The 21,685-nt window shown below is 65.9% G+C and carries 16 protein-coding genes; 5 read left to right on the top strand and 11 right to left on the bottom strand.

Annotated features, from left to right (window positions below; all coding sequences use genetic code 11):
• Nucleotides 1-17: 17 nt before the first annotated feature.
• A complete protein-coding gene (locus LQ771_RS01290) occupies nt 18-863 on the bottom strand; it encodes a sulfotransferase family protein (RefSeq protein WP_231350612.1) in 846 nt (281 codons plus the stop codon).
• Nucleotides 860-2,353, bottom strand: coding sequence for a lipopolysaccharide biosynthesis protein (locus tag LQ771_RS01285; RefSeq protein ID WP_231350611.1), 1,494 nt, complete (start codon nt 2,351-2,353; stop codon nt 860-862). Before LQ771_RS01285 ends, LQ771_RS01290 begins: the two co-directional genes overlap by 4 nt.
• A 295-nt stretch (nt 2,354-2,648) precedes the next feature.
• Between LQ771_RS01285 and LQ771_RS01280 the strand changes: the two genes are divergently transcribed.
• The 3 genes from LQ771_RS01280 (at nt 2,649) to LQ771_RS01270 (ending at nt 6,047) form a co-directional block, all read left to right on the top strand.
• Nucleotides 2,649-3,425 carry a class I SAM-dependent methyltransferase gene (locus LQ771_RS01280; RefSeq protein WP_231350610.1) on the top strand — a complete coding sequence of 259 codons (777 nt, stop codon included), beginning with the start codon at nt 2,649-2,651 and terminating at the stop codon, nt 3,423-3,425.
• A gap of 461 nt (nt 3,426-3,886) precedes the next feature.
• A complete protein-coding gene (locus LQ771_RS01275; RefSeq protein ID WP_231350609.1) occupies nt 3,887-4,846 on the top strand; it encodes a glycosyltransferase family 2 protein in 960 nt (319 codons plus the stop codon).
• Between the two features lie 226 nt (nt 4,847-5,072).
• A complete protein-coding gene (locus tag LQ771_RS01270) occupies nt 5,073-6,047 on the top strand; it encodes a glycosyltransferase family 2 protein (RefSeq protein WP_231350608.1) in 975 nt (324 codons plus the stop codon).
• 78 nt (nt 6,048-6,125) lie between these two features.
• Here the strand turns inward: LQ771_RS01270 and LQ771_RS01265 are convergent, their stop codons facing one another.
• Entirely contained in the window at nt 6,126-7,229 is a 1,104-nt protein-coding gene (locus LQ771_RS01265; protein ID WP_231350607.1) for a right-handed parallel beta-helix repeat-containing protein, read from the bottom strand.
• Between the two features lie 582 nt (nt 7,230-7,811).
• Between LQ771_RS01265 and LQ771_RS01260 the strand changes: the two genes are divergently transcribed.
• Nucleotides 7,812-8,879, top strand: coding sequence for a right-handed parallel beta-helix repeat-containing protein (locus LQ771_RS01260; protein ID WP_231350606.1), 1,068 nt, complete (start codon nt 7,812-7,814; stop codon nt 8,877-8,879).
• A gap of 646 nt (nt 8,880-9,525) precedes the next feature.
• Here LQ771_RS01260 and LQ771_RS01255 read toward each other — a convergent pair.
• Nucleotides 9,526-10,620, bottom strand: coding sequence for a right-handed parallel beta-helix repeat-containing protein (locus LQ771_RS01255; protein ID WP_231350605.1), 1,095 nt, complete (start codon nt 10,618-10,620; stop codon nt 9,526-9,528).
• A gap of 739 nt (nt 10,621-11,359) precedes the next feature.
• On the opposite strand from LQ771_RS01255, the gene LQ771_RS01250 reads away from it, so the two are divergent.
• Nucleotides 11,360-12,493 carry a right-handed parallel beta-helix repeat-containing protein gene (locus LQ771_RS01250; protein WP_231350604.1) on the top strand — a complete coding sequence of 378 codons (1,134 nt, stop codon included), beginning with the start codon at nt 11,360-11,362 and terminating at the stop codon, nt 12,491-12,493.
• Nucleotides 12,494-12,840: 347 nt separating this feature from the next.
• On the opposite strand, the gene LQ771_RS01245 is transcribed toward LQ771_RS01250, so the two are convergent.
• The 7 genes from LQ771_RS01245 to LQ771_RS01215 form a co-directional block, all read right to left on the bottom strand.
• Nucleotides 12,841-14,037, bottom strand: coding sequence for a glycosyltransferase family 4 protein (locus LQ771_RS01245; protein WP_231350603.1), 1,197 nt, complete (start codon nt 14,035-14,037; stop codon nt 12,841-12,843).
• A gap of 47 nt (nt 14,038-14,084) precedes the next feature.
• On the bottom strand, nt 14,085-15,269 hold the full coding sequence (locus tag LQ771_RS01240; protein WP_231350602.1) for a right-handed parallel beta-helix repeat-containing protein: 1,185 nt from the start codon (nt 15,267-15,269) through the stop codon (nt 14,085-14,087).
• On the bottom strand, nt 15,254-16,768 hold the full coding sequence (locus LQ771_RS01235; RefSeq protein WP_231350601.1) for an asparagine synthase-related protein: 1,515 nt from the start codon (nt 16,766-16,768) through the stop codon (nt 15,254-15,256). The genes LQ771_RS01240 and LQ771_RS01235 overlap by 16 nt, the downstream gene beginning before the upstream one ends.
• A 220-nt stretch (nt 16,769-16,988) precedes the next feature.
• A complete protein-coding gene (locus LQ771_RS01230) occupies nt 16,989-18,032 on the bottom strand; it encodes an EpsG family protein (RefSeq protein ID WP_231350600.1) in 1,044 nt (347 codons plus the stop codon).
• Nucleotides 18,033-18,034: 2 nt separating this feature from the next.
• Complete coding sequence (locus LQ771_RS01225; protein ID WP_231350599.1) at nt 18,035-18,946, bottom strand: glycosyltransferase family 2 protein; 912 nt, start codon at nt 18,944-18,946, stop codon at nt 18,035-18,037.
• Nucleotides 18,947-18,963: 17 nt separating this feature from the next.
• Nucleotides 18,964-20,178: a polysaccharide pyruvyl transferase family protein gene (locus LQ771_RS01220; RefSeq protein ID WP_231350598.1), complete on the bottom strand. Its 1,215-nt coding sequence runs from the start codon at nt 20,176-20,178 to the stop codon at nt 18,964-18,966.
• Between the two features lie 115 nt (nt 20,179-20,293).
• A complete protein-coding gene (locus LQ771_RS01215; protein WP_231351816.1) occupies nt 20,294-21,673 on the bottom strand; it encodes a UDP-glucose dehydrogenase family protein in 1,380 nt (459 codons plus the stop codon).
• Nucleotides 21,674-21,685 lie beyond the last annotated feature (12 nt).

Below are 21,685 nucleotides of genomic sequence, written 5' to 3'. Positions count from 1 at the left end.
CGTCGACGGGACGTCTGCTACATCCGGGGCGCATAGCCGAATCGCGCCATCCCTCCGGCACAGATGGATTCGATCGCCGCCAGGTTGCGCCCGCTGAAGAATGCTTCCGGCGTGATGGCGCGGTTGCCGCGTGGCTGGAACTGGCGGTCCTGCTCGGCGCGGATGTCGTGGCGGACGGCCAGCCCCAGGTGCCCGGCCAGTTCGCCGATGCAGCCGGCCTTGTCCGCAAGGAAGTCCTCGTAGCGGACCAGCCGGATGGCGTCGCTGCGCTCGAGGAAGCGATCGACCACGATGTTCCACCGCTGGGCGAGCCGCTCGACGTGGTTTCCTTGGTCGATGTCGAGACCCTCGCCGTCCAGGAACGCGCGCCAGCCTGCGGCCAGCGCGCGGCGCTGGTCGGTCCCCAGCGTATCGAGCTGGCCATCGATACCCAGCCGGTCGAGGATGCTGCGGATGTTCTGCCGTGGATCCCGCACGATGAATACCTGCGGCGAGCGCGGGAAGCATTCGCTCAACTGCGGGTAGACGTAGGAGAAGTTCGGATCCTTGATGATCTCGGCACTGAAATAGGCCGGGTAGCGACGCACGATGTGGCCGATGTGCTGGCGCCTGGCCAACAGGTCGGCCACCACCGACGCGTTCGCGTCGAGGCAGGCGATGGACCAGAACGGATCGTTGCTGAAGCGCAGGCCGGTTGCCTTGGCCAGCAACGCGGCGATCGCCGTCGTGCCGGATTTCTGGTTACCGCCGATGAGCACCGGCCGGGGGCAGGGTTTGGCACTCCGGTGGCGGTAGAACTGGCGGACGCTACGTCCACCGCGGCGCAGCGGCTCCGGTATCCAGTCATTCAGGCGCTGGTTCATTGCGCGCACCCCTGGTTCGTCTTTGGTTTCAGGTCGTGGAGGAGGCTCTTCATCTCGCGCAGGCGAGCGCGCCCGCCAGGCACGACCAGCCAGATCGCCATGTAGATGGCGGCATAGATCAACCCGTCGAGCACGACCCACAACGGCTGGTCGCGCCAGGGCGCCACGGCGCGGATGCCCCACAGCGCGAGTCCGGCCCCGATCGCCGCCGTGGCGGGGCGGATCAGGGTGGTGAAAGTGCCGCGGGTAGTGATCGGCGAGCCGCGATAGCAATAGGCCAGCGCCGGCCAAACCAGCACGACGCGCGTGATGCTGAAGGCGGCGGCTACACCCAGCGCGCCCCAGGGCAGGCCGGAGAAGAACGCCCCGATGGTTACCGGGCACGAAAACGCCTGCTGGCGCAGCCGACGCGCCGTCTGGCCCAACGCGCTGTAGACCCAGCCACCGGCGACGTTGAAGGTGCCCATGAAGGCGGCCACGCCCAGGGTCTGGAACAGCGGCACCACCGGCAGCCATTTCTCGCCCAGGACCACCCGGATCACCGAGTGTGCGTCCACCAGCAGGAAGCAGATGACCGGCATGCCCAGGAAAGTCATCGTCCCCATCGCGCGGTAATAGAAGCGCGCGAAGCGTTCGGGCTGGTCCTGCAGCCGGCTGAGGGCGGGCACCACCACGGACGAAATCGGCGAATTGATCTGCTGCACCGGCAGCAGCAGCAGTCGGTAGGCCTGGCTGTAGAAGCCCAGCGCAACATCCGACACGAAGCGGCCGATCAGGATGTTGTCCATGTTGCGGTTGGCGAAGTTGAGCACGTTGGACAGGCTCTGATGCGCACCCATCTTCACCATCGGCCGCACGCCGCTGCCCCGGCGCGGCAGATCCGGCAGCCAATGGCAACTCGATACCACCAGCACGAGCATCGCCAGGCTGGTGCCGTACTGCTGCACCACCAGCGCCCAGTAGCCGGCGCCCTGCCACGCGCTGCCAATGGCCATGACGAATCCCACGATGCGTGCGGCGACGTTGATCGATCCGATCGTGCCGAACCGCATTTGCCGCTGCATCAACGCGGTGTGCTGGATGCTCAGGCTGTCGACGAAGATCGATCCAGCCAGCGCCACGACAAGCCAGAGCACGCGCGGATCGCGATAGAACCAGGCCATCAGCGGGCCGAGCGCGGCCAGCAGCGTGGCCGCCGCCAGCCCCACCGCGAGGTTGAGCCAGAACAGGGTACTGACCTGCGCGTGGGTGACCTCCGCCCGCTGCACGGTGGCAAGCGAAAGCCCCCCCGAGCGCAGCACGGTGATGAAGCCGGTGAGTGCCACCGTCTTGCCGAACACGCCGAAGTCGGCCGGCATCAGCAGGCGCGCCAGAAGCGCCAAGCCGGCGAGCTGGACACAGAACATGCCTGCCTGGCTGACCATCGTCGCGGCCGCACCGCGCACGCTGTGGCGCCGGAGGTCGCGGTGGACGTGCTGCATGTCGAACATGCGGTGGGCACCGCGTACGCGCGTGGTTGTCATGTGGGAAAGGGAACGCACCGAAGCAGGCTCGAGCGATATTGTCGAGACCGTAAACGTTGGCTGGAGGTCCGTGAAACGCTCGTATAGCGCCCCCAAAACCAGTCATCCCGAGGCGCTCGGCCCCGTCCCAAGCGGCGCACACGCATCCGACTGCGCGCGCACGTCCTCGTCAGCGAAGGTTTACCTTCGCTTCACCGGTGGTTATGTAACCCATAAAGATTGCCTTGCCGTTCAACCCGTCAACCACAACGGAGAGTTGGCCATGAACCGATCGGCAGCAACACTGGGACACGTCCACTACAGCTCGTCCAGGAACGCCTGGGTCGGCTACACCGCATACGTGCAGGACCTCATCATCCGCTGCGGCGCGCGTCACGTGCTGGAGCTGGGAGGCGGCGCCAATCCCGCGATACCACTGGATTTCCTGCAGCAGCACGCCGTGGAATACACCGTGCTGGACATTTCCGAAACCGAACTGGCCAAGGCGCCGGCGGGCTATCACAAGGTCTGTGGCGACATCGGTTCGACGCAGTTGTCGTTCGAAGGCATCGAGGGCCGCCACGACCTGGTGTTCAGCAAGATGCTGGCAGAGCACGTGAAAAACGGCGAGCAGATGCACCGCAACGTCTTTCGCCTGCTGGCCCCGGGCGGCAAGGCGATCCACTATTTTCCGACCCTGTATGCGCCTCCCTTCGTGGCCAACCTGCTCATGCCCGAGCCGCTTGCCGACCGTCTGCTGCAGTGGCTGGAGCCCGGTCGCGAGAAGGAGGGCAAGAAGGGCAAGTTTCCCGCCTACTACAGCTGGTGCCGTGGCCCGACGCAGAGGCAGTTGGCCCGCTTGCAAAGCCTGGGCTACGTCGTCGACGAGTACATCGGATTCTTTGGCCACCACGCCTACTACCGGCGCATCCCCGGCGTGCGCAGGATGCACCAATGGCTGTCCTCGTGGCTGGTCGAACATCCGGTGGCGGCACTTACCAGCGCGTCGTACGTGGTGCTGAGCAAGCCCGTGGAGACGATCACGATGATCGAGGCATAGCCGGCCGGGTGCAGGCAACCGCCCACCGGGGAGCCGCCGCGCCGGGAGCGCCCACGCGGCGCGCCCCGCCCGCGCCCCTCCCCGCGAGCGCCGGGCCATTCGACGCACCCCAGCCAGGCGAGTCGTGGCACTCGTGCCAGTGCACGAAAGCGTGGCAACCCACGCGAAGGCCTGCGCCGCCACAGATCGCTGCGGCGGATGAGCCCGCTCGCGCTCCATCTGGGCATCGGCAGCAAACCATCCTGCTTGCGGTAGGGCATGAAAGGGCATCTACCACCGCGCATGCATGCCTGCCGACGAGGCCGCTTTCTTTACCTGGATTTGTCGCTCTCTGAAGCACGATCACACGGCGCGATCACGAAGAGTGGGCGCAGCCAGGCCTGGCTGCGCGCTCCAGCGGCGTCGCGGTCCGGCCCCGCGGTCGGCGCAACCGGCAACCGGCCAGAGACAATAGGGACCGTATGGATTTAAGTGTCGTCATTCCTTCCTACAGATCCGGCCACCTGGTCAAGCGGGCGGTCGAATCGGCCCTCGCGGAGGGAGTTGCGCCGGAAAACGTCGTGGTCGTCGAAGACGGTGTATTCGACGAAACCGCCAGCGTCGTGGCCAGTCTCCCTGGCGTCCGGCTGATCACCCTGCGCGAGAACCGCGGGGCACCCAACGCAAGGAACGTAGGCCTGGAGAACGTCGCGACCAAGTACGTCATGTTCCTGGACGCCGACGACTACGTGGAAGGCGGCCTGCTCCGGGGCCTGGTTCAGGCGCTGGATCAGGAAGCTTCGGACGTGGCGATCGGGCCATGGCGCTACGCCGGCGAAGGCCGGCAGCCAGGCATGCTGCGCGCGCCGCACAAACTGAGCAACGCCGAATGGATCTTTTCCTGGACGCGGCTGCATTTCTTTCCCCCATGCTGCGTGGCGTGGAACGCCCGCAGCATTCGCCGCATCGGTGCCTGGGACGCGCGGCTGAAAAAAAACCAGGACGGCGAGCTCATGATCCGGGCGTTCGTCAAGGGACTGAGGGTCTCGGTATCGGGTTCGGGCCAGGGCGTCTACTGGCAGCATGCCTCTCCCCATCGGGTCACCAACGCGAAGATCGACGACCTGCTGCACGCCACCGAGGTCATTTTCCGGCAGCTGGAGGCCTGGGTCGGCTCCCACGCGGAAAAGGATTTCCCTGAGAGCAACCGCAACGCGCTGGGAAGGTATTGCTGTGTGACCGCCTGGCACGCCTTTGCGCATGACCGCAAGGAGAGCGGCATGCAGTGGTTGGCCAAGGCCAGGGCGTATGGCTTCCGCAACAAGGGCTACAACAACAAGACCTCGTTTCTTGCCGCCTTCCTTGGCATCAGCCTTTCGTCCAAGGCGCGCGCCCGCTTCGAGCAGTCCGGCCTTTTCTACAAGTTGCGATACAAGCGATGACGACCTTGCCAGCGAAGCGACACCGATTGTCGCGGGACGATCCAAGTCACATGCGCCGACGCAACACGCCCTCACGACCTGGCCAGCGTGCCCTGTCCGACCGGCTCCCTTGCCTCGGCCACGCCGACGCCGAGGCACCGAACGCCTCGATGCCGTGCTCGGTGCCCGTCCGGGTCGAACCACCACCACACCAACCACACTTGCTCTGCACGGGCCGAGGTGATTCATGGAACTGAGTATCGTCATTCCTTCGTATCGATCCGAACGAACCATCAAGCGGACGATTGACTCGGCCATTGCCGAGGGTGTCCCGCCCGGGAACATCATCGTGGTCGAGGATGGCGTGTTCGACGACACTGCCAGGGTGGTGCGCGCCTGCGAAGGCGTTCAGCTCGTGACGCTGGAGAAAAACAGGGGCGCGCCTGCCGCCCGGAACGTCGGCCTGGACAAGGTGGCGACCGAGTACGTCATGTTCCTCGACGCGGACGACTATGTGGAGAACGGCCTCCTGAGCGGACTCGTGCGCGTGCTCGAACAGGAGAACGGAGATGTAGCGATCGGACCGTGGCGCTACGACGGCGAGGGACGCCCGAGGGGCGTGGCACGCATCCCCGGCAAGTTGAGCAACGATGAGTGGATCTGCCATTGGGTCAGGCCGGTGTTCTTCCCGCCATGCAGCGTGGCATGGAGAACAAGCAGCGTCCGCCGCATTGGCGCCTGGGACGAGCAGCTGCGAACCAACGACGACGGCGAAATCATGATCCGGGCGTTTTTGAAAGGCCTGGCTGTCTCGGTATCGAGTACCGGCAACGGCGTCTATTGGCAGCATCCCTCGCCCTACCGGGTGAGCATCGCCAAGATCGACGACCTGCTGCACGCCACCGAAGTGGTGTTCAGGCAGCTTGAACCATGGGCCGGCCCGGGCGTCCGCAAGGACATCCGGCAAAGCAACCGGAGCGCACTTGGAAGGTACTGTTGCGTGACCGCGTGGAACGCCTTCGCGCACGACCGCAACGAGGTCGGCATGAAGTGGAGGGCGAGGGCCAGGGCTTACGGATTCAACGCACGGGGCTACAGCTACGCCACGTCGCTGCTTGCCGCCTTCCTGGGAATACGGTTGTCGTCCAAGCTGAAAGACCGCTTCCTGCGGCCGGCGTCCTTCTACAAGACCATCTCTCAGCGATGGGGTGTCGCGCGGTAGCCGGGCACCGCATACCGCGGAGCCTTAAAAAAATGGGGCAGCCAGAGGCTGCCCCGGGGAGAAATCACCCGTCGAAGCTTAACGGGTGTAGTCGTTGTACTTGGGATTGGAGAACAGGTTGCCGGACACGGACACGTTGTAGGCCTGGCTACCGATCTGCAGGTCGCGGTCCAGCCCGCCACCGGCCCTGGTCGGCAACATGTAGCGGGTGCTGTTGTACTGCAACGTATTGCCCGTGATCAGGTTGTCGTGCGCGGTACCGGTCATGCCGATGGCGGCCAGGCCGTTCTGGGTCATGTTGTTGCCGGTGTAGGTGATGTACGAGGAGCCCACGCCCAGCGCACCGAAGCCGCGGTTGCCGCTCATGCTGTTGCCCACGATGGCGATGTCCGAGATGTTTACGTGCATCTCGATGCCGTTGCCGTGGTTGCCGGTGAGCGTGTTGTTCTCCAGACGGATGTTGTCGGTCGGCCCCTGGGTCATCGGCTCGATGTCGATGCCCGCTTCCGGCAGCGTGCCGTTGGTGTTGCTGAACGTGCTGTCGACCACGTACACGTGCGACGCGGGGGTGATCGACAGGCCCTGGCGGCGGTTGTTGTCGGACACCACGCCCGCGATGGTCACGTACTCGGAACGATTGAGCGTGCTGCCGCTGCCGGTGGCGCCGATGTAGATGCCGTCGCCCCAGAAGTTCGCCAGGCGCACGCCCTTCACCACGACGTTCTTGGCGGCGATGATGTCGATGCCCATGCCCCACTCGCCGCTGGTGCCCATGTGCTGTGCGCGGTCACCTTCCATCGACCCGCCGACGATACGCACGTCGGTCACTTTCCACACGCGGATCAGGCGCGAACGGCCGACGCTGTTGGGGATCACCACGAGCGCAGCATTCGGGTCGAGCAGCAGGCGCGTGTGCGAGCGCATGCGGATCGATTTCTCGGCGTCGATCATGTAGCGCCCGGCCGGCACCTTGACGGTACCGCCGGTGGCCGGCAGCGAATCGATAGCGGCCTGGAAGGCGGCCGTATCGTTGTGCACGCCGTCGCCCAGGGCACCCTTGGTGCGCACGTCGACGGTCGCGTCCTTGCCGATCGTGACGATCGGCGTGGAGCTCCACCACTGGGTAGCCGCGAAGGCGGGCACGGCGACGGCGGAAAGCGCAAGCGTGGCCAGCGCCAGCATCAACGGCTTCTTGACGGCGGCAAGGGTGCGCGAAGCACGCGGAGCGGCGTCAAGCTTTTGATTCTTAAAGGAAGTATTCATGGCGGAGCAGGACTCTCGGGATTTGTCGGGTAGAGCGTCGTCACGCGAAGCTCACGAGAAAAATGCGCCATCGTCACATACCCAAGCAAGCTCGACAGAGCCTGCAAAGTGGTGGATTTATGACCACGTTGGCAAAACAGCCCCGGGTGGCAGGAACGAGCTGAAACCCAAGCGCGATGCCCGTCACGGAAAGTCGGCGGGGCGCACTGGCCAGGCGCCTGTTTCTGGTGGATGAAGCCCGGGGCGCCAACGCCGAGCGCCCTCATCCCACCTGCCGCCCCTCTCAACCGCCCGGGCAGCGCGTGCGCGTGGTGCCCGCGCCGTGCCCTCGCGATCTACATGAACCATGGCCAATGGATGAGCTTGTTGGCTCCGTGAAGGTCCTGCATCGTCCGCGTCACTTTCCTGTGACGAGAGAGTCCAACTCTGATGACGAACCTGAACGCCACCCAGTCCCCGGCGAAGCCGGCCTCTAAGCGGAGCCTTCTCGCGAAGTCCCTCATGATCGCCGCCGCGTCGCTGTCCCTGTCTGCCGTGGCGCTTCCGGCCGCTGCCGCAAGCTGGTGGTCGGCCAACCCCAGCATCTCGATCGGCTCCACCACCATCAACGTGCGCAACAAGGGCGCGCTGGGCAACGGCACGCACGACGATACGGCCGCGTTCCAGGCCGCCATCGACGCCCTGCCCCAGAGCGGCGGCACCGTGACGGTTCCTGCGGGGCGCTACATGATCAATGCGGTCAAGTCGATCCGCATGCGCTCGCACACCCGCCTGCTGCTGCAGGATGGGGCCGAACTGCGCGTCATCCCCAACAAGGAGGCCTGGCACTACGCGATTCGCGCCTGGGGCGTGAACAACGTGGTCATCAACGGCGGCAAGATCGTCGGCGAGCGCGCCCAGCACAAGGGCACCACCGGCGAGTGGGGCATGGGTGTGAGCATCCTGGGCAGCAAGAACGTGCTCGTGAAGGACGTGAACGTCTCCCAGTTCTGGGGTGACGGCCTCTACGTCGGCGCCCAGCGCGGTACCCGCTCCGATTACGTGACGATCAACCACGTGGTGTCCACCGGCAATCGCCGCCAGGGCCTGTCGATCACCCCCGCCGCGCACGTCTACGTGGTCAACAGCACCTTCAGCGACACCCACGGCACGCTGCCCCAGGCCGGCGTGGACATCGAGCCGCAGAACGAGGGCAAGACCGAATCGATCCGGCTCGAGAACAACACGATGACCGGCAACAAGGGCAACGGCATCGAACTGCACGCCAACATTTCCGGCATCACCATCACCAGGAACCAGCTCACCGATAACCGCGGCTTCGGCGTACTGGCGGTCAGCGCGCCGTACCTGACCATCAATGCCAACCATGCCACCCGCAACGGGCTGGCCGGCGTGGGCCTGACCGGAACGACCCACCATTCGGGCGTGCTCAACAACACGCTCCAGTACAACAGCACCAACTACATGTCGCCGACCAAGGCCGGCGGCGGCAAGGCCCGCGACATCCAGATCGGCAAGAGCACCTATTCGATCACCAACAGCAACAACACGCTTTCGCCGACCCGGTAACGGTCGAGGCAGCGGATCGCCGGGTCTCCATCACCGGCGTTACGAACCGGGGCAGAGCAAGTCTGCCCCGGTTCTTTTTTTGTGCGCGCACGCCCCCGAGGCCGCCTGGCCTCCATAGCGATCGAAACCTTGTCGGCTGAGCCCCCGGGCCGCGTCGCCTGCCAACGAGCATCGCTGCGTGCGGTGTGGCGAAGCGCTGCTCGCTCCCTGCCAGGCGCGTGTGGTGCTGCAGGTCACCGGAAGCGCTGATCCGGCAGGCGCCCGCCGGCCCGCGGACGGAGTGGATGCGGCGCGGGCCGGCTCCCGGCTCTTCGGGGCGCCCGCGGATCGGCACGTCCGGACCTGCTTCAGGGGATGCGGTCACCGGGGCCCGATCGGTGGCCCCGCAAGCGAAGCACCCGAAGGGTTCCCGCGGTTGCGCAAGTTGCGCGATCTCGGGGCCTGCTGGCAAGAAACCCTTGCGTCCGCCCATCCGGCGCAAGCTCCTGTTCTGCGGGGAGCCGTGTCCGGGCCCGTAATCGCCCGGGCCGCTCGCCAAGACCCGTCACCAGGACGGGACCACGGCAGGCGCCGAGGCCCGCTTTCGCCAGGCCAAAAAAAAGGGGCGGCCCATGGCCGCCCCTTTGGATAGCACCCAAGCAGGCGCTCAGTCGTTGTACTTCGGGTTGGAGTAGGTGTTGCCCGCCCTCGAGACCCGGTAGGCCTGGCTGCCGATCTGCAGATCGCGGTCCAGCCCGCCGCCCGACTTGGCCGCCGACATGTAGCGGGTGCTGTTGTACTGCAGGACGTTGTCGCGGATCTCCACGTCGTGCGCGCTGTGCGTTATGCCGACGGCCGCGAGCATGTTCTGGGTGGCTTGGTTGCGCTCGATCTTCAGGTTCGAGGCACCGACCGACAACACGCCGAAGCCGCGGTTGGAGGTCATCTTGTTGTTGACGATGGCGATGTCGGAAATGTTGGTGTGCAGTTCGATGCCGTTGCCATGGTTGCCGATGAAGGTGTTGTTCTCGAGCCGGATCGAGCTGGTCGGACCCTGCACCTGTGGCTCGATGTCGATGCCCGCCTCGGGCAGCGTGCCGCGGGTGTTGCTGAAGGTGCTGTTGACCACGTAGACGTTCTTGGCCGGGGTGATGGACAGACCCTGGCGACGGTTATGGTCGGACACCACGTTGAGGATGGTGACGTTCTCGGAGACCTTCAGGTAGCGGCCGCTGCCCTTGGCGCCGATGTAGAGGCCGTCGCCCCAGAACTCGGACAGGTGCACACCCTTCACCACCACGTTCTTCGAGGCGATGATGTCGATGCCCATGCCCCATTCGCCACTGGTACCCATGTGCTTGGCGCGGTCGCCCGTCATCGAGCCACCGACGATGCGCACGTCGGTCACGTTCCACACGCGGATCAGGCGCGAGCGGCCGACGCTGTTGGGAATCACGACCAGTTCGGCGCTCGGATCGAGCAGCAGGCGGGTATGCGAGCGCATGCGGATCGACTTCTCCGCATCGATCATGTAACGGCCGGCCGGAACCACCACGGTGCCCCCGGAGGCAGGCAGCGAATCGATCGCGGCCTGGAAAGCGGCCGTGTCGTTATGCACGCCATCACCCTTTGCGCCCTTGTTGCGGACATTGACCTTGGCGTCCTTGCCGATCTGGACCTGCGGAGTGGCACTCCACCACTGGGTGGCCGCGAAAGCAGGCACGGCGGGGACTGCGACCGCAAGCGCGGCAAGCGCGAGCATCAACGGCTTCTTCACGCCTTTGGCCAGGCGGCCTTTGGCGGAAGCGCAACGCACGGAAGAAGTAAGGGATTGATTGGCGAACATATTTTGGATTGGCACGGCAGTGTCCCGGAATTTACGGAGGCGTCTTCGTCACACGAAGCTCACGTAAACCATGCGCAGCCTTCACATAGCCAAGCAAGCTCGACAATGACCGCCCGTTCACGATTCCTTGATCGCGTTCACACAACTTCCACAAATCGGGACCTTTGCCTCCAGCAACTGGAGGCCTCCCGGGAGGGCGGCGCCCCCCCGGGGTAGGCGCCTGTTCGTCAAGGCGCACGGCAACCGCCTGCAGGGGCGGAAGGGATGTCCCGGTTATCGGCCAGGCGCACCGGAACTTGAGCACCCGCGCCGGCCGTTCATTGCGATTGGTCCGTGCGGGCCGGCAAGGGTCCTTGACGGTAAATTTACACCATTCACATGAATTCGTAACGGCTCTCGGGCGCGCCGCGATTTTTTTTTCGCCGCCGAAGTCGGGCATGCAAGGTGGGCGGGCTTGCAACGGCGACCGTCCGCGATTCCCTCAACGATGCGTGATGCGGTGGATCGGCCGACCGCCGGCGGCGACGCCTTGCCTGACGTGGACCCGCCGGCTTCATGAACATCACCCAATGGACGAGCTTGTTTGGCTCCGTGAAGGTGCCGCAAGGTCGCCGTCACTATCACGTGACGAGAGGATCAATACCTGATGATGAAATTGCACGACGCCCAGCTACCGGCGAAGCCGGCCCCCCGCAAGTGGAATTCCCTGTTGAAACCCTTGATGGTGGGCTTTGCGTCGCTGTCGCTGTCTGCCGTGGCGCTACCGGCGACTGCCGGTCAATGGTGGTCGGCTACACCCCACGTGTCGATCGGTTCGGCCACCATCAACGTACGCGACAAGGGGGCCAGGGGTAACGGCTCGCATAACGACACGGCCGCCTTCCAGGCCGCGATCAACGCCCTTCCCGACAGTGGCGGCACCGTGGTCGTGCCGGCCGGCCGATACATGATCGATGCCAGGAAGTCGATCCGCATGCGCTCCCATACCCGCCTGAAGCTGAAGGATGGCGCCGAGCTGCGCGTGATTCCCAATGGCGCGGCCTGGCACTACGCGATCCGCGTCTGGAACGTGAACAACGTCACGATCGTCGGCGGCAAGATCACCGGCGAGCGCTCCCGCCACCGCGGCAGCAGCGGCGAATGGGGCATGGGCATCAGCATCCTGGGCAGCAAGAACGTGGTCGTGACAAACGTTCACGTGTCCGATTTCTGGGGGGACGGTCTCTATGTCGGCGCCAAGCATGGCAAGCGCTCGGACTACGTGACCATCAACAACGTCGTCTCTTCGCACAACCGCCGGCAGGGGCTGTCGATCACGCCGGCCTCGCACGTCTATGTGGTCAACAGCACCTTCAAGGATACCCGTGGCACGCTGCCGCAGGCAGGCGTGGACATCGAACCGCAGAATGAAGGCAAGGCGACCAACATCCGGCTCGAGAACAACACGATGACCGGCAACAAGGGCAACGGCATCGAGCTGCACAACCACATTTCCGGGATCACGATCACCAGGAACCGCCTGACGGACAACCGCGGTTTCGGCGTGCTGTCGGTGAGTGGCTCGTACCTCGACATCAAGCGCAACCACGCCACCCGCAATGGCCTGGCCGGCGTCGGCCTGACCGGCAAATCGCACAATGCGTCGGTGCGCAACAACACGCTGCAGTACAACAGCACCAATTACATGTCGCCGAGCAAGACAGGCGGCGGCAGGGCCCGCGACATCAAGATCACGCGCAGCACTTACGCGATCACCGAGGCGAACAACACGCTTTCGCCGAAGCGGTAAGCCATGGGCCTGGTCGCCCGGCGGCCAGGGCCCCTGGAAACCATTGCGCCGGGGCAGGCAACTGCCCCGGCGCACCTGTGTCCGCGGGCCAGAGCTTTCCAGACAGGGAACGGGGCGTCGGCGGCTCTGCGGACCCGTGCCGGGTGGCGGCAGCCACCGCAACCCGCGCTACGCGGATCGGGCCGGATCGGGCACGGGGCCCCGGCGCCCGCAACACGGCCGCCGAGCCGCTGGCCCCAGCTTCGGCCGGGCAACGGGCAGCCGTCCCCACGAGGGCATCGGCAAGGCCACCGCAATGTTCCGGTTCCGCGGGTGCGGGACGCCGCCGACGTCCGATGGCGCGCGCCTCAGCCGCTCCGGTTTGTTCGAAGCTCGGGCAGGGCCGAGCCCGCCAGCGGTCCGCTGGGTGCATCGCCACCAAGCAGGCGTCCATAGACGTCCATGGTTCGCTGGATCACCATGCGCTCGTCGAACTCGGCCACCGCCTTCTCGCGTGCAGCGGTGCCAAGCCGGTGCAGCAGGGCGCGATCGTCGTCCAGCCGGGCGATCAGCGCAGCAAGCGCAGGGGCGTCGCGCGGTGGCACCACCAAGCCATCCTTGCCGTGCCGGGTCACCACCTCGCGGCAACCGGGCTGATCGGTGGTGATCAACGCCAGTCCCGCCGCGGCGCCTTCGATCAGGCTCTTGGGTACGCCTTCACGGTAGTAGCTCGGTAGCGCCATCACGTCGATGGTGGCGAACAGCGCGGGCATGTCCTCCACGTGGCCCAGCCACGTCACCAGGCCCTCCTCGGCCCAGCGCTGTACCTGCTCGTGCGCGACCGATCGCGGATTGCCGGGGTCGGGCGCGCCCGCCAGCACGAACTCGATGTCCCTGCCCTGCTCCTTCAGCAGCCGCGCAGCTTCAACGTACTCCCCGATACCCTTTTCCCAGAGCAATCGAGCGGCGAGCAGCACGCGCAACCGTCCGTCGCTTCCGGACATCGAAGTCGGCCTGAAACGGCCCGTGTCCACGCCGGAACTGCGGATGACCTCGATCCGGCCAGGCGCGACCAGGCGCGAGCGCCTGAAGATCTCCTCATCGTCCGGGTTCTGCAGGATCAGCAGCGAACGCCGGTGATCGAGCGTGCCGCGCATCAGTGCGCGGACCAGCGGACGCAGGCAGCGGGCCTTGAGGTCGTTGCTGGTGAACACATAGCCCATGCCGGCCACCGCGTTGACGGTCGCCGGCACGCCGGCCAGCCGCGCCGCAAGGCCTCCGTACACTGCGCACTTCACGGTGAAGTTGTGCAGCAGATCGGGCTTTTCGCGGCGCAGTACACGCACCAGGTGCTGGAGCGTCACGGTCTCGCGCAAGGGGTTGAGGCTGGCCCGGTCCATCGGCAGCGTGACCCAGCGGAACCCGAGACAGGCGAAACGTCCACCGAACTCGCCCGGAGGCGAAAGCATCACCACTTCGTGGCCGTCGGCTTGCAGCCGGCGCGCGGTGGACAGGCGGAAGTTGTAGAGATACCAATCGGTATTGGCGTAGAAAACGAACTTCATCAAACAGTTCCCTTGTCGATAGACCGCGCGACAGGCGGGTGGCGGTGCTAGAACGTATTGTCCGAGAGCGTGATGCCGGAGGTGGTCTCGTCGATGCGCATCTCCGTGGCCGGCCGGCCGTCGCCCTTGGCGCGCTCCCCGGTGGCGATCGACTTGATCGACTTCAGCACGTGGTGGACGTAGCGGGCGCTGTTGCGCCGTATGGTGTTGCCGGTGATCCTGACGTCGTGCGTGCCCTTGACCAGCGCGATCCCGACCAGCCCGTTGTCGATGATCTGGTTGCCGTCGATCCACAGGTCGCCGACGTTCTTGCCGTACACGCCGTAGCCGGCATTTTCCTGGATCGTGCAGTCACGCACGACGACGCCCGAGACGTTGTGGTGGATCTCCACGCCGCAACCCTTGTTGCGCGTGAACGTACAGCGCTGGATGAGTATGTCGCGTGTCGGCCCCTGGGCCATCGGTTCGAGGTCGATGCCCGACTCCGGCTTGGTGCCATGGGTGTCGCTGAAGGTGCAGCCGATGACCCGTACCCGCGTGCAGGGCCCGATCGACATGCCCTGGCGGCGGTTGTTGGTGGATACGACGTTTTCGATGGTCACGTCCGTGGAGACCACCTGGAAGACGCCCTTTCCGAGCGCGCCGATCCAGATGCCGTCGCCCCAGCAGTTGGAAATGTGGGTGCCGGAGACCTTGACGTTGTGCGACGCCTGGATGTTGATCCCATACCCCCACTCGCCGCCGCTGCCGGTGTGGCCCAGGCGCTCGCCCACCACCCGCCCGCCGTGGATCACGACGTTGTCGGCGCGCCAGACCTTGATCACGTGCGAGCGCCTGCGCGCGTTGGGAATCGCCTCGATGGTCGCTTCCGGGTCGAGCTCGAGCGTCATGTTGGAACGCAACCGCAAAGCCCGGGTGGCGTCCACCATGTAATGGCCGGCCGGCACCAGGACGGTGCCGCCCTGCTCCGGCAAGGCGTCGATCGCGTCCTGGATGGCCCACGTGTCGTCGGTCTTGCCGTCGCCTTTGGCGCCCTTCTCGCGTACGTCGATCGTGCTCTTGCCCGCGGCGGCATCCGCCGGCAGGGTGCGTGACGCGAGCAGCGGCGTCAGGGCCAGCAGCAGTGCCCGCCGCAGGAATGTCCGTCGCGTGGACGGCGCGACGAGCGCCAGGTCGGTCTCGCGAGATGCCCGGGCGCCATCGGAGGGCGGGCGTCCTAGGATGCGGCGCATGTCGACTCCTGGTTGTTGGGTCCTCGCAATGCGGCCACGCCAAGGGCCTGGTCCGGTCGCAACCGGCTGAGCACCCAGGGCAGCGTGATCGCAAGCAGGTAGAACTTCGATGCGTAGTACTTGTTGTCCAGACGGCCGCGGTGGATTTCCAGCCAGCGCGGTGCTCCGGGAAGCAGTGCCTTGGCCTGCACCGCGAAAGCGTGCACCTGGTCGAAGCGCTGCCGAGCCAGCCCGCAGAGGTCGAAGCGGAACGAACCCTTGGCATGGACATATGGTAATTGGCGGAAATGGCGGGCGATGTGGCGACGCACGAGGACCTTGTTGGTGCCGTCGCGCCCCATCAGGTAGCTGTCCGGCACCTGGCGGAAGACCCACTCGTGCAGCCGTTCGTCGCAATAGGGGTAGACCAGGCGCAGCTTGCGCGCCGGGGCGGCGAACATGCCCTTGCCGAAAATCGCCGCTTCGACGATGGCCGCCGAAACGCGGCGGCGCGCCTCGGGAGTCCGCGCCGCCGCGATCGCATCCCTGAACACTTCCAGCCGCGCGCGGGATTGCCGCGAAATCGGATGCCCGAACAGCGCATCCACCTCCGAGTCGGTGAACCGCGAGCCGGCGTAGTAGCGCTCGAACTCGTTCATCTGCAGCGTGCCAAGCGCATAGCACAGCTTGAAGTTGCGCCCCAGCACGTCGGTTTCGAACACCCGCGGGGACAGGCGCAGGCCGCGCGCCAGCAATCCGAGCATGCGCTGCTGCCAGTGTGGCGGCACGCCGAAGTAGGGATCCGAGCCGAGCGCGTCGATGATGCCGTCGCCGCCACTCGCCCCGATCTCGGTAGTCAGGTCGGCGTAGGAAAGCACGGCGAAGTCGGCCGTCAGCAGCGGCATCGCCGGCACCATCGCCAGGTAGCGGTCGTAGGCGCGGGACGGATCGCACGCCAGCGATTCATGCCGCAGACCAAGCCGAGCCGCCACATCGCGTGCCGACTCGACCTCGTTCTCCTCGGTGCCGCCCAGGTAGGTCACGCAGGTGGCGTCCGGTCGCGCTTCGGCCAGCGCGATGGCCATGGAGGTGGAATCCTTGCCGCCGCTCTGCAACAGCCAGGGTGTGCGGATGCCGCTGGTGCTGCGTCCGATCGCTTCGCACAGCAGCCGGTGGTAGGTTTCCACCAGGTCGGCCTCGTCCACTTCGTCGGCCCGGGGCCGGTTGGTCACCGCCGCCGCCTGTCCCAGGAAATGGAAGCGCGGACGATCGTGCAGATCCTGTTGGGGATCGAAGCCGGTCGTGGCCACTTTCACGCCACGGAAGATCGAATGCGGCGGATAGACGAACGAGTTGCGCAGCAGGTCCGCCAACGAGATTTCGTCGATGGCGTCGAAGCAGTCGCCCTCGCGATCCAGGCTCGACAGATCAGCCTCGCCGGCGTACGGCGAGAGGTTGAGCTGGATGCGGCGCTCGGTGGGCTGGGCAGCCTTGTGCTGCTGTGCAGGCATGGATGTCATGGCTCACCTCCATGGATGTTGGCTTGCGGGCCGGGCAACCCTGCAGGCAGGGCAGCGGGAACGCCGTGCCAACCTGTCGACTCTCTGCGTATCCCGGATCAGGTCGCCGCCGTTCATAGAAACTCTCCTTTGCGATCGCGCTTCCACCGCCGCGGCGCCGGATAGGGCCGGTGGGCGCCAGCGGGCAGCCCGGGCCGCTCGGGTGGATGGCGCATCGGGTTCAAATCACGAAACCATGGCTGACATACATGTAGAAAACCGCGGCCGCCAAGATCAGCCCGATCCGTATCAGCAGGGGGTTGCGCAGGGGGGCCAGGCGGCTGTTGCAGCAGATCGCGGCCAGCACCAGCGATACCGACAGCCACGACGAAAGCAGGTAGCGGTTGGAGAAGTTGCCCCAGCCAACCGCAAAGAAGGGCAGCAGCATGACCGCGTAGATCGACGTACCGTCCTTGATCCGCTGCCGCGCAGGTTCGTGCACCAACGGCGCCAGGACGTAGGGCAGCAGATACCAGAACAGCGAGAACACCGCGAAGTCCAGGCGCACGCCGGTACGGTAGGTCGCGCCTGCGTCGTATTTCATGACGATCGCGTACACCGATGGCACGAGCGCCTGGACCAGCAACATGGTCAACCCGCTGCAGTAGGCCAGGAACGCACCGATCGCGATCAGTCGCTGGGTGCGCTGGCGAAGCAGCAGCACCGGCGCGAACAGCAGGTAGAGCACCGAAGAATAATGGAAGCCGGTCGCAAGCAGGCCCCAGAAGAAGAAGCTGCGCCACTGATGGCGGTAGAACGCGATCAGGGCCGCGAATACCAGCAGGGAGGCCAGTCCCTGGCGCACGACGTTGATGGAAGCGTTGCTCATCACTGGCGAAAACAGCAGGAACATCAGTGATGCGGTAAGGAAGACCAGGTAACTGCCCTCGCTTTCCAGGTAGTCGTAGTACTTGCGCGTGGCCACCACCACGGTTCCGATCATGATCAGGAACAGGCAGCTCTGGTACGCGACCCGGCTCATGCCGGTGCCGGCGAGCAATACGCTCAGGTAATAGAACACCGGCTCGAAGCGGCTGTTGACCGTACCGTGCCGCAGCGCGTCGAAGAAGCCGGCATAGACGTAGGTGTCGGTTCCGGTGTCGATGCTGCGCGAGCCGACCACCAGGTCCATGGCCAGGCAGACGACGGCCAGCACCATGAGCCCGAGCATGGCCCGAGCGTTCGAATTGGATGGCGTATCCACCAGGGTGAGGGTCTGTTCCATGATCAGCTCGTGCCACCGCTTCGGGAGGCGCTGGAAAATCGGCGCGCATAAGTGATCACGCGTCGGCGTGCATAGCGCAGCAGGCCGATCGCGTGGACGAGATACATCTGTGGCCCGCTCAGCAAACCCTGGGCATGCAACGCGCGCCGCGCATCCACGCCGGCCGCGTACATCGCCGCCAGGTCGCCGCTCAGGCCGCCCGCGCCGAAAGGCGGCTTGTGCCAGGACGCAAGCACCTGTTCGACCCGCGCGCAGCGGTAGCCCGACAACAGGATCTGCGCCCACAGCAGGTAATCCTCCGAGCGACGCCGCTGCTCGTCGAACCGGAACGGCAGGTCACGGCGCACGATGATCGAAGCGGTGGGAAAGGGGCTGCGCAGCATCAGCAGGTTCGGCGGCACGACCGTCACCGTCTGGCGACGTTGCAGCGCGGGCGCGGGTGCGCTGCGTGATTGGACGTTCATGCGGTGAGCCAGCAGGGCGATGCCGGGATCGGACTCGAGCACGTCCATCTGGATCTTCAGCTTGTGCGGATGCCAGGAATCGTCCGCATCGAGGAAGGCGACGTAGGGCTGGCGCGCATTCGCCCAGCCCAGGTTGCGCGCTCCCGACGGGCCACCGTTGCGAGGTAGCGCGAACACCTTGACCCAGCCAGGCGGGTACCCTCGCGCCACTTCGTGCAGTCGGTCCAGCGTTCCGTCGCTGCTGCAATCGTCCACCAGGATCACTTCCGCCGGTCGCAACAGTTGCGAGGCAACCGAAGCGACTGCCTGCCCGATCGTGTCTGCACAGCGGTAGCAGGGCACCACCACGCTGACCGGCGCGACGCGCGCCTCGCGGGTTTTTGGCGGTGCGGTGCCGACGCACGGGGAATCCGCGGTCCGCCTGTTGTCAGATGCGATTCTGTTGTCCATGTAGTCCCCAGGATGTCTCAACAAAGGCAGTCCGAGATCCGCGCCGTCGCAGCCCTGGTGGCCGACTGCCATTCGGCGAGGCGGCATTCGAGCAGGCTGCGCAGCGTGTCTTCCTGCTGCACCAATCGCTCCAGCATGTCCTGCAACCGGCGCGAGGACAGGTTGCGCGCCTGCAGCACCGTCTCCTGGTTGCCGAACAGGTCGCGATTGATGCCGCAGGCCTTGACGCTGTATGCGATGGAGACGGTCGGCACACCGCTGGAAAGCGCGGCGATTACCGGGTGCGCGCGTGCACCGATGAAGAAGCGCAGGTAGCTGATGACGTACTTGGTCTGTGCCGCGTTGAACGTGTTGGGCATCATCGTCACGGCACTGCCGAGGTCGGCCAACCGCGTCAGCAGCGGCCCCATGTACTCGGCATCCCCACCGTGCGCCTGGCGCAACGGATCGGCGTGCGGGATCAGAAGCACGCCGAGCCGGTGTTCCTTCACCGCGTGACGGATGAATCCCTCCAGCTCGGCGTGCACGTTCTTGTTGCTGCGCTGGTGGCGCTCGACCAGCCGGCTCACGTTCAGACCCAACACGTGGCCGTCACCCCTGGGCCAGAACGGCTTGAGGTCGACCGGTTCCTTGCCGAGCATGAAGGACGGCTCGGCCATCCGGATCACGTTGCGCAGACCCAGCTTGTGGACCAGGTAGTCATGGCTCATCGATTCGCCGGCCGCCACAAAGTGCATGCGCGCGAGGTGGCGCGTCACCGGATCGACGAATTCCGGCTCGCGTTCGAACGGACCGACCGACGCCCCCCAGAGCATCACGGGCTTGCCCATGTCCATGGCCCAGCCGTCCACGCTCATGATCGGCGAAGGGATCCGGTAGTCCAGCGAATAGTTGTCGCCGCCCACCGCCAGCACGGCATCGACCGAGTCGAGCTGCTGACGCAGCCAGCGCGGCATCGGGAACGGCCAGCCGGCACGCTTGATCAGCGGCAGTGGCAGACTCTGCAGTTGCACCCAGTAGCGAGCGGGAGGCGGCAGGTAGGCTCGAACGAAGCGTACGCCCTGCCCGGATGCATCGGGCCATTGCGCACTGTCGCGTGCGATGTTGGTCGAGGGGACCAGCACCTCCACCTCGCCGAACTGGTCCCGCAGCAGCGCCACCGTGCTGCGCACGATGGCCTCGCAACCACGGTTGCGGAAGGTGCGTTGTCCGGAGAGGTAGAAGCGTTTCACAAGTGCGTCCTGGCATCGGCTCGGGTGAAGGGAGGTAGCTATCCAGGCGGCAGATGGCATGGACTATGTCTTCTGCGCGCCAGGCCATCCCTGGTTTCCTTCGGTGCGGATCCACTCAGGCGGTGGCCGCACGTGGCGCTGCCAGGAAAGGCGCGAACCTCTCCCCCAGCGCCCGCCCGCGCCCGATGCCGTAATAGGCCAGCCCCGCCTCCTCCACTTGCGCCGGGTCGTACAGGTTGCGCCCGTCGAAGATTGCCGGGTCCTTCAGTGCGTCGCGGATGCGTGCGAAGTCCGGCGCGCGGAACGCCTTCCACTCGGTCACGATCGCCAGCACGTCCGCGCCCTCCAGCGCCTCGTACGCGTCCTCGCATAGCGCGAGGTCGGCCCGCTCGCCGTAGATGCGCGTGGTTTCCTCGCGCGCCTCCGGGTCGAACGCGCGCACCTTCGCGCCGGCCGCCCACAGCTGCTCCATCAGCCGCCGGCTCGAGGCCTCGCGCATGTCGTCGGTGTTGGGCTTGAACGCCAGGCCCCACAGCGCCACCGTCTTGCCCTTGAGCGCGCCGCCGCAGTGGCGCTCGATCAGCTCGAACAGCTTGCCCTTCTGCGCGTGGTTGACCGCCTCCACCGCGCCCAGCAATTTCGCCTCGTAGCCCACCCCGCGCGCGGTGCGCTCCAGCGCCTGCACGTCCTTGGGGAAGCACGAGCCGCCGTAGCCGGCACCCGGGTAGATGAAGTGGTAGCCGATGCGCGGGTCCGAGCCGATGCCGCGGCGCACCTGCTCGATGTCCGCGCCCACCCGCTCGGCGATGTTGGCGATCTCGTTCATGAAGCTGATCTTGGTCGCCAGCATCGCGTTGGCCGCGTACTTGGTCAGCTCGGCCGAGCGCTCGTCCATCACCACCGTGCGGTCGTGGTTGCGGTTGAACGGCGCGTAGAGCTTGCGCAGCACTTGGGTGGCGCGCTCGCTGGAACTGCCGATCACGATGCGGTCGGGCCGCAGGCAGTCTTCCACCGCGTCGCCTTCCTTCAGGAACTCGGGGTTGGAGACCACGTCGAACGGGATCACCGCGCCGCGCTCGGCCAGCGCCTGGGCGATGGTCGCGCGCACCTTGTCCGCGGTACCCACCGGCACGGTCGACTTGTTGACCACCACCGCGTAGCGGTTGAGGTACTTGCCGATGGTGCGCGCCACTTCCAGCACGTAGCGCAGGTCGGCGCTGCCGTCCTCGTCCGGCGGCGTGCCGACGGCGATGAAGATCACCTCGCCGTGCTGTACCGCCGGTTCGGCCTCGGTGGTGAAGTCCAGCCGGCCACTTTCGTGGTTGCGCTTGACCATCGGCGAGAGGCCCGGCTCGTAGATCGGCACCTCGCCATGCTTCAGGCGCGAGACCTTGGCCGCGTCCACGTCGACGCAAAGCACGCGGTTGCCCATCTCCGCCAGGCAGGTGCCGGTGACCAGGCCCACGTAGCCGGTGCCGAACAGGGTGACTTTCAGTGTCATGCGATG

It is taken from the genome of Frateuria soli, from assembly GCF_021117385.1.
Classification (GTDB): domain Bacteria; phylum Pseudomonadota; class Gammaproteobacteria; order Xanthomonadales; family Rhodanobacteraceae; genus Frateuria_A; species Frateuria_A soli.
Note: the sequence above shows the minus strand (reverse complement) of the source record. Positions and strands in the feature narration are given on the sequence as shown.

Coding starts and splice junctions, on each gene's coding strand:
- LQ771_RS01240 (WP_231350602.1), bottom strand. CDS start 15,269: ATGCGCCGCATCCTAGGACGCCCGCCCTCCGATGGCGCCCGGGCATCT.
- LQ771_RS01235 (WP_231350601.1), bottom strand. CDS start 16,768: ATGACATCCATGCCTGCACAGCAGCACAAGGCTGCCCAGCCCACCGAG.
- LQ771_RS01275 (WP_231350609.1), top strand. CDS start 3,887: ATGGATTTAAGTGTCGTCATTCCTTCCTACAGATCCGGCCACCTGGTC.
- LQ771_RS01265 (WP_231350607.1), bottom strand. CDS start 7,229: ATGCTGGCGCTGGCCACGCTTGCGCTTTCCGCCGTCGCCGTGCCCGCC.
- LQ771_RS01285 (WP_231350611.1), bottom strand. CDS start 2,353: ATGTTCGACATGCAGCACGTCCACCGCGACCTCCGGCGCCACAGCGTG.
- LQ771_RS01280 (WP_231350610.1), top strand. CDS start 2,649: ATGAACCGATCGGCAGCAACACTGGGACACGTCCACTACAGCTCGTCC.
- LQ771_RS01255 (WP_231350605.1), bottom strand. CDS start 10,620: ATGCTCGCGCTTGCCGCGCTTGCGGTCGCAGTCCCCGCCGTGCCTGCT.
- LQ771_RS01260 (WP_231350606.1), top strand. CDS start 7,812: ATGATCGCCGCCGCGTCGCTGTCCCTGTCTGCCGTGGCGCTTCCGGCC.
- LQ771_RS01270 (WP_231350608.1), top strand. CDS start 5,073: ATGGAACTGAGTATCGTCATTCCTTCGTATCGATCCGAACGAACCATC.
- LQ771_RS01245 (WP_231350603.1), bottom strand. CDS start 14,037: ATGAAGTTCGTTTTCTACGCCAATACCGATTGGTATCTCTACAACTTC.
- LQ771_RS01290 (WP_231350612.1), bottom strand. CDS start 863: ATGAACCAGCGCCTGAATGACTGGATACCGGAGCCGCTGCGCCGCGGT.
- LQ771_RS01225 (WP_231350599.1), bottom strand. CDS start 18,946: ATGGACAACAGAATCGCATCTGACAACAGGCGGACCGCGGATTCCCCG.
- LQ771_RS01230 (WP_231350600.1), bottom strand. CDS start 18,032: ATGGAACAGACCCTCACCCTGGTGGATACGCCATCCAATTCGAACGCT.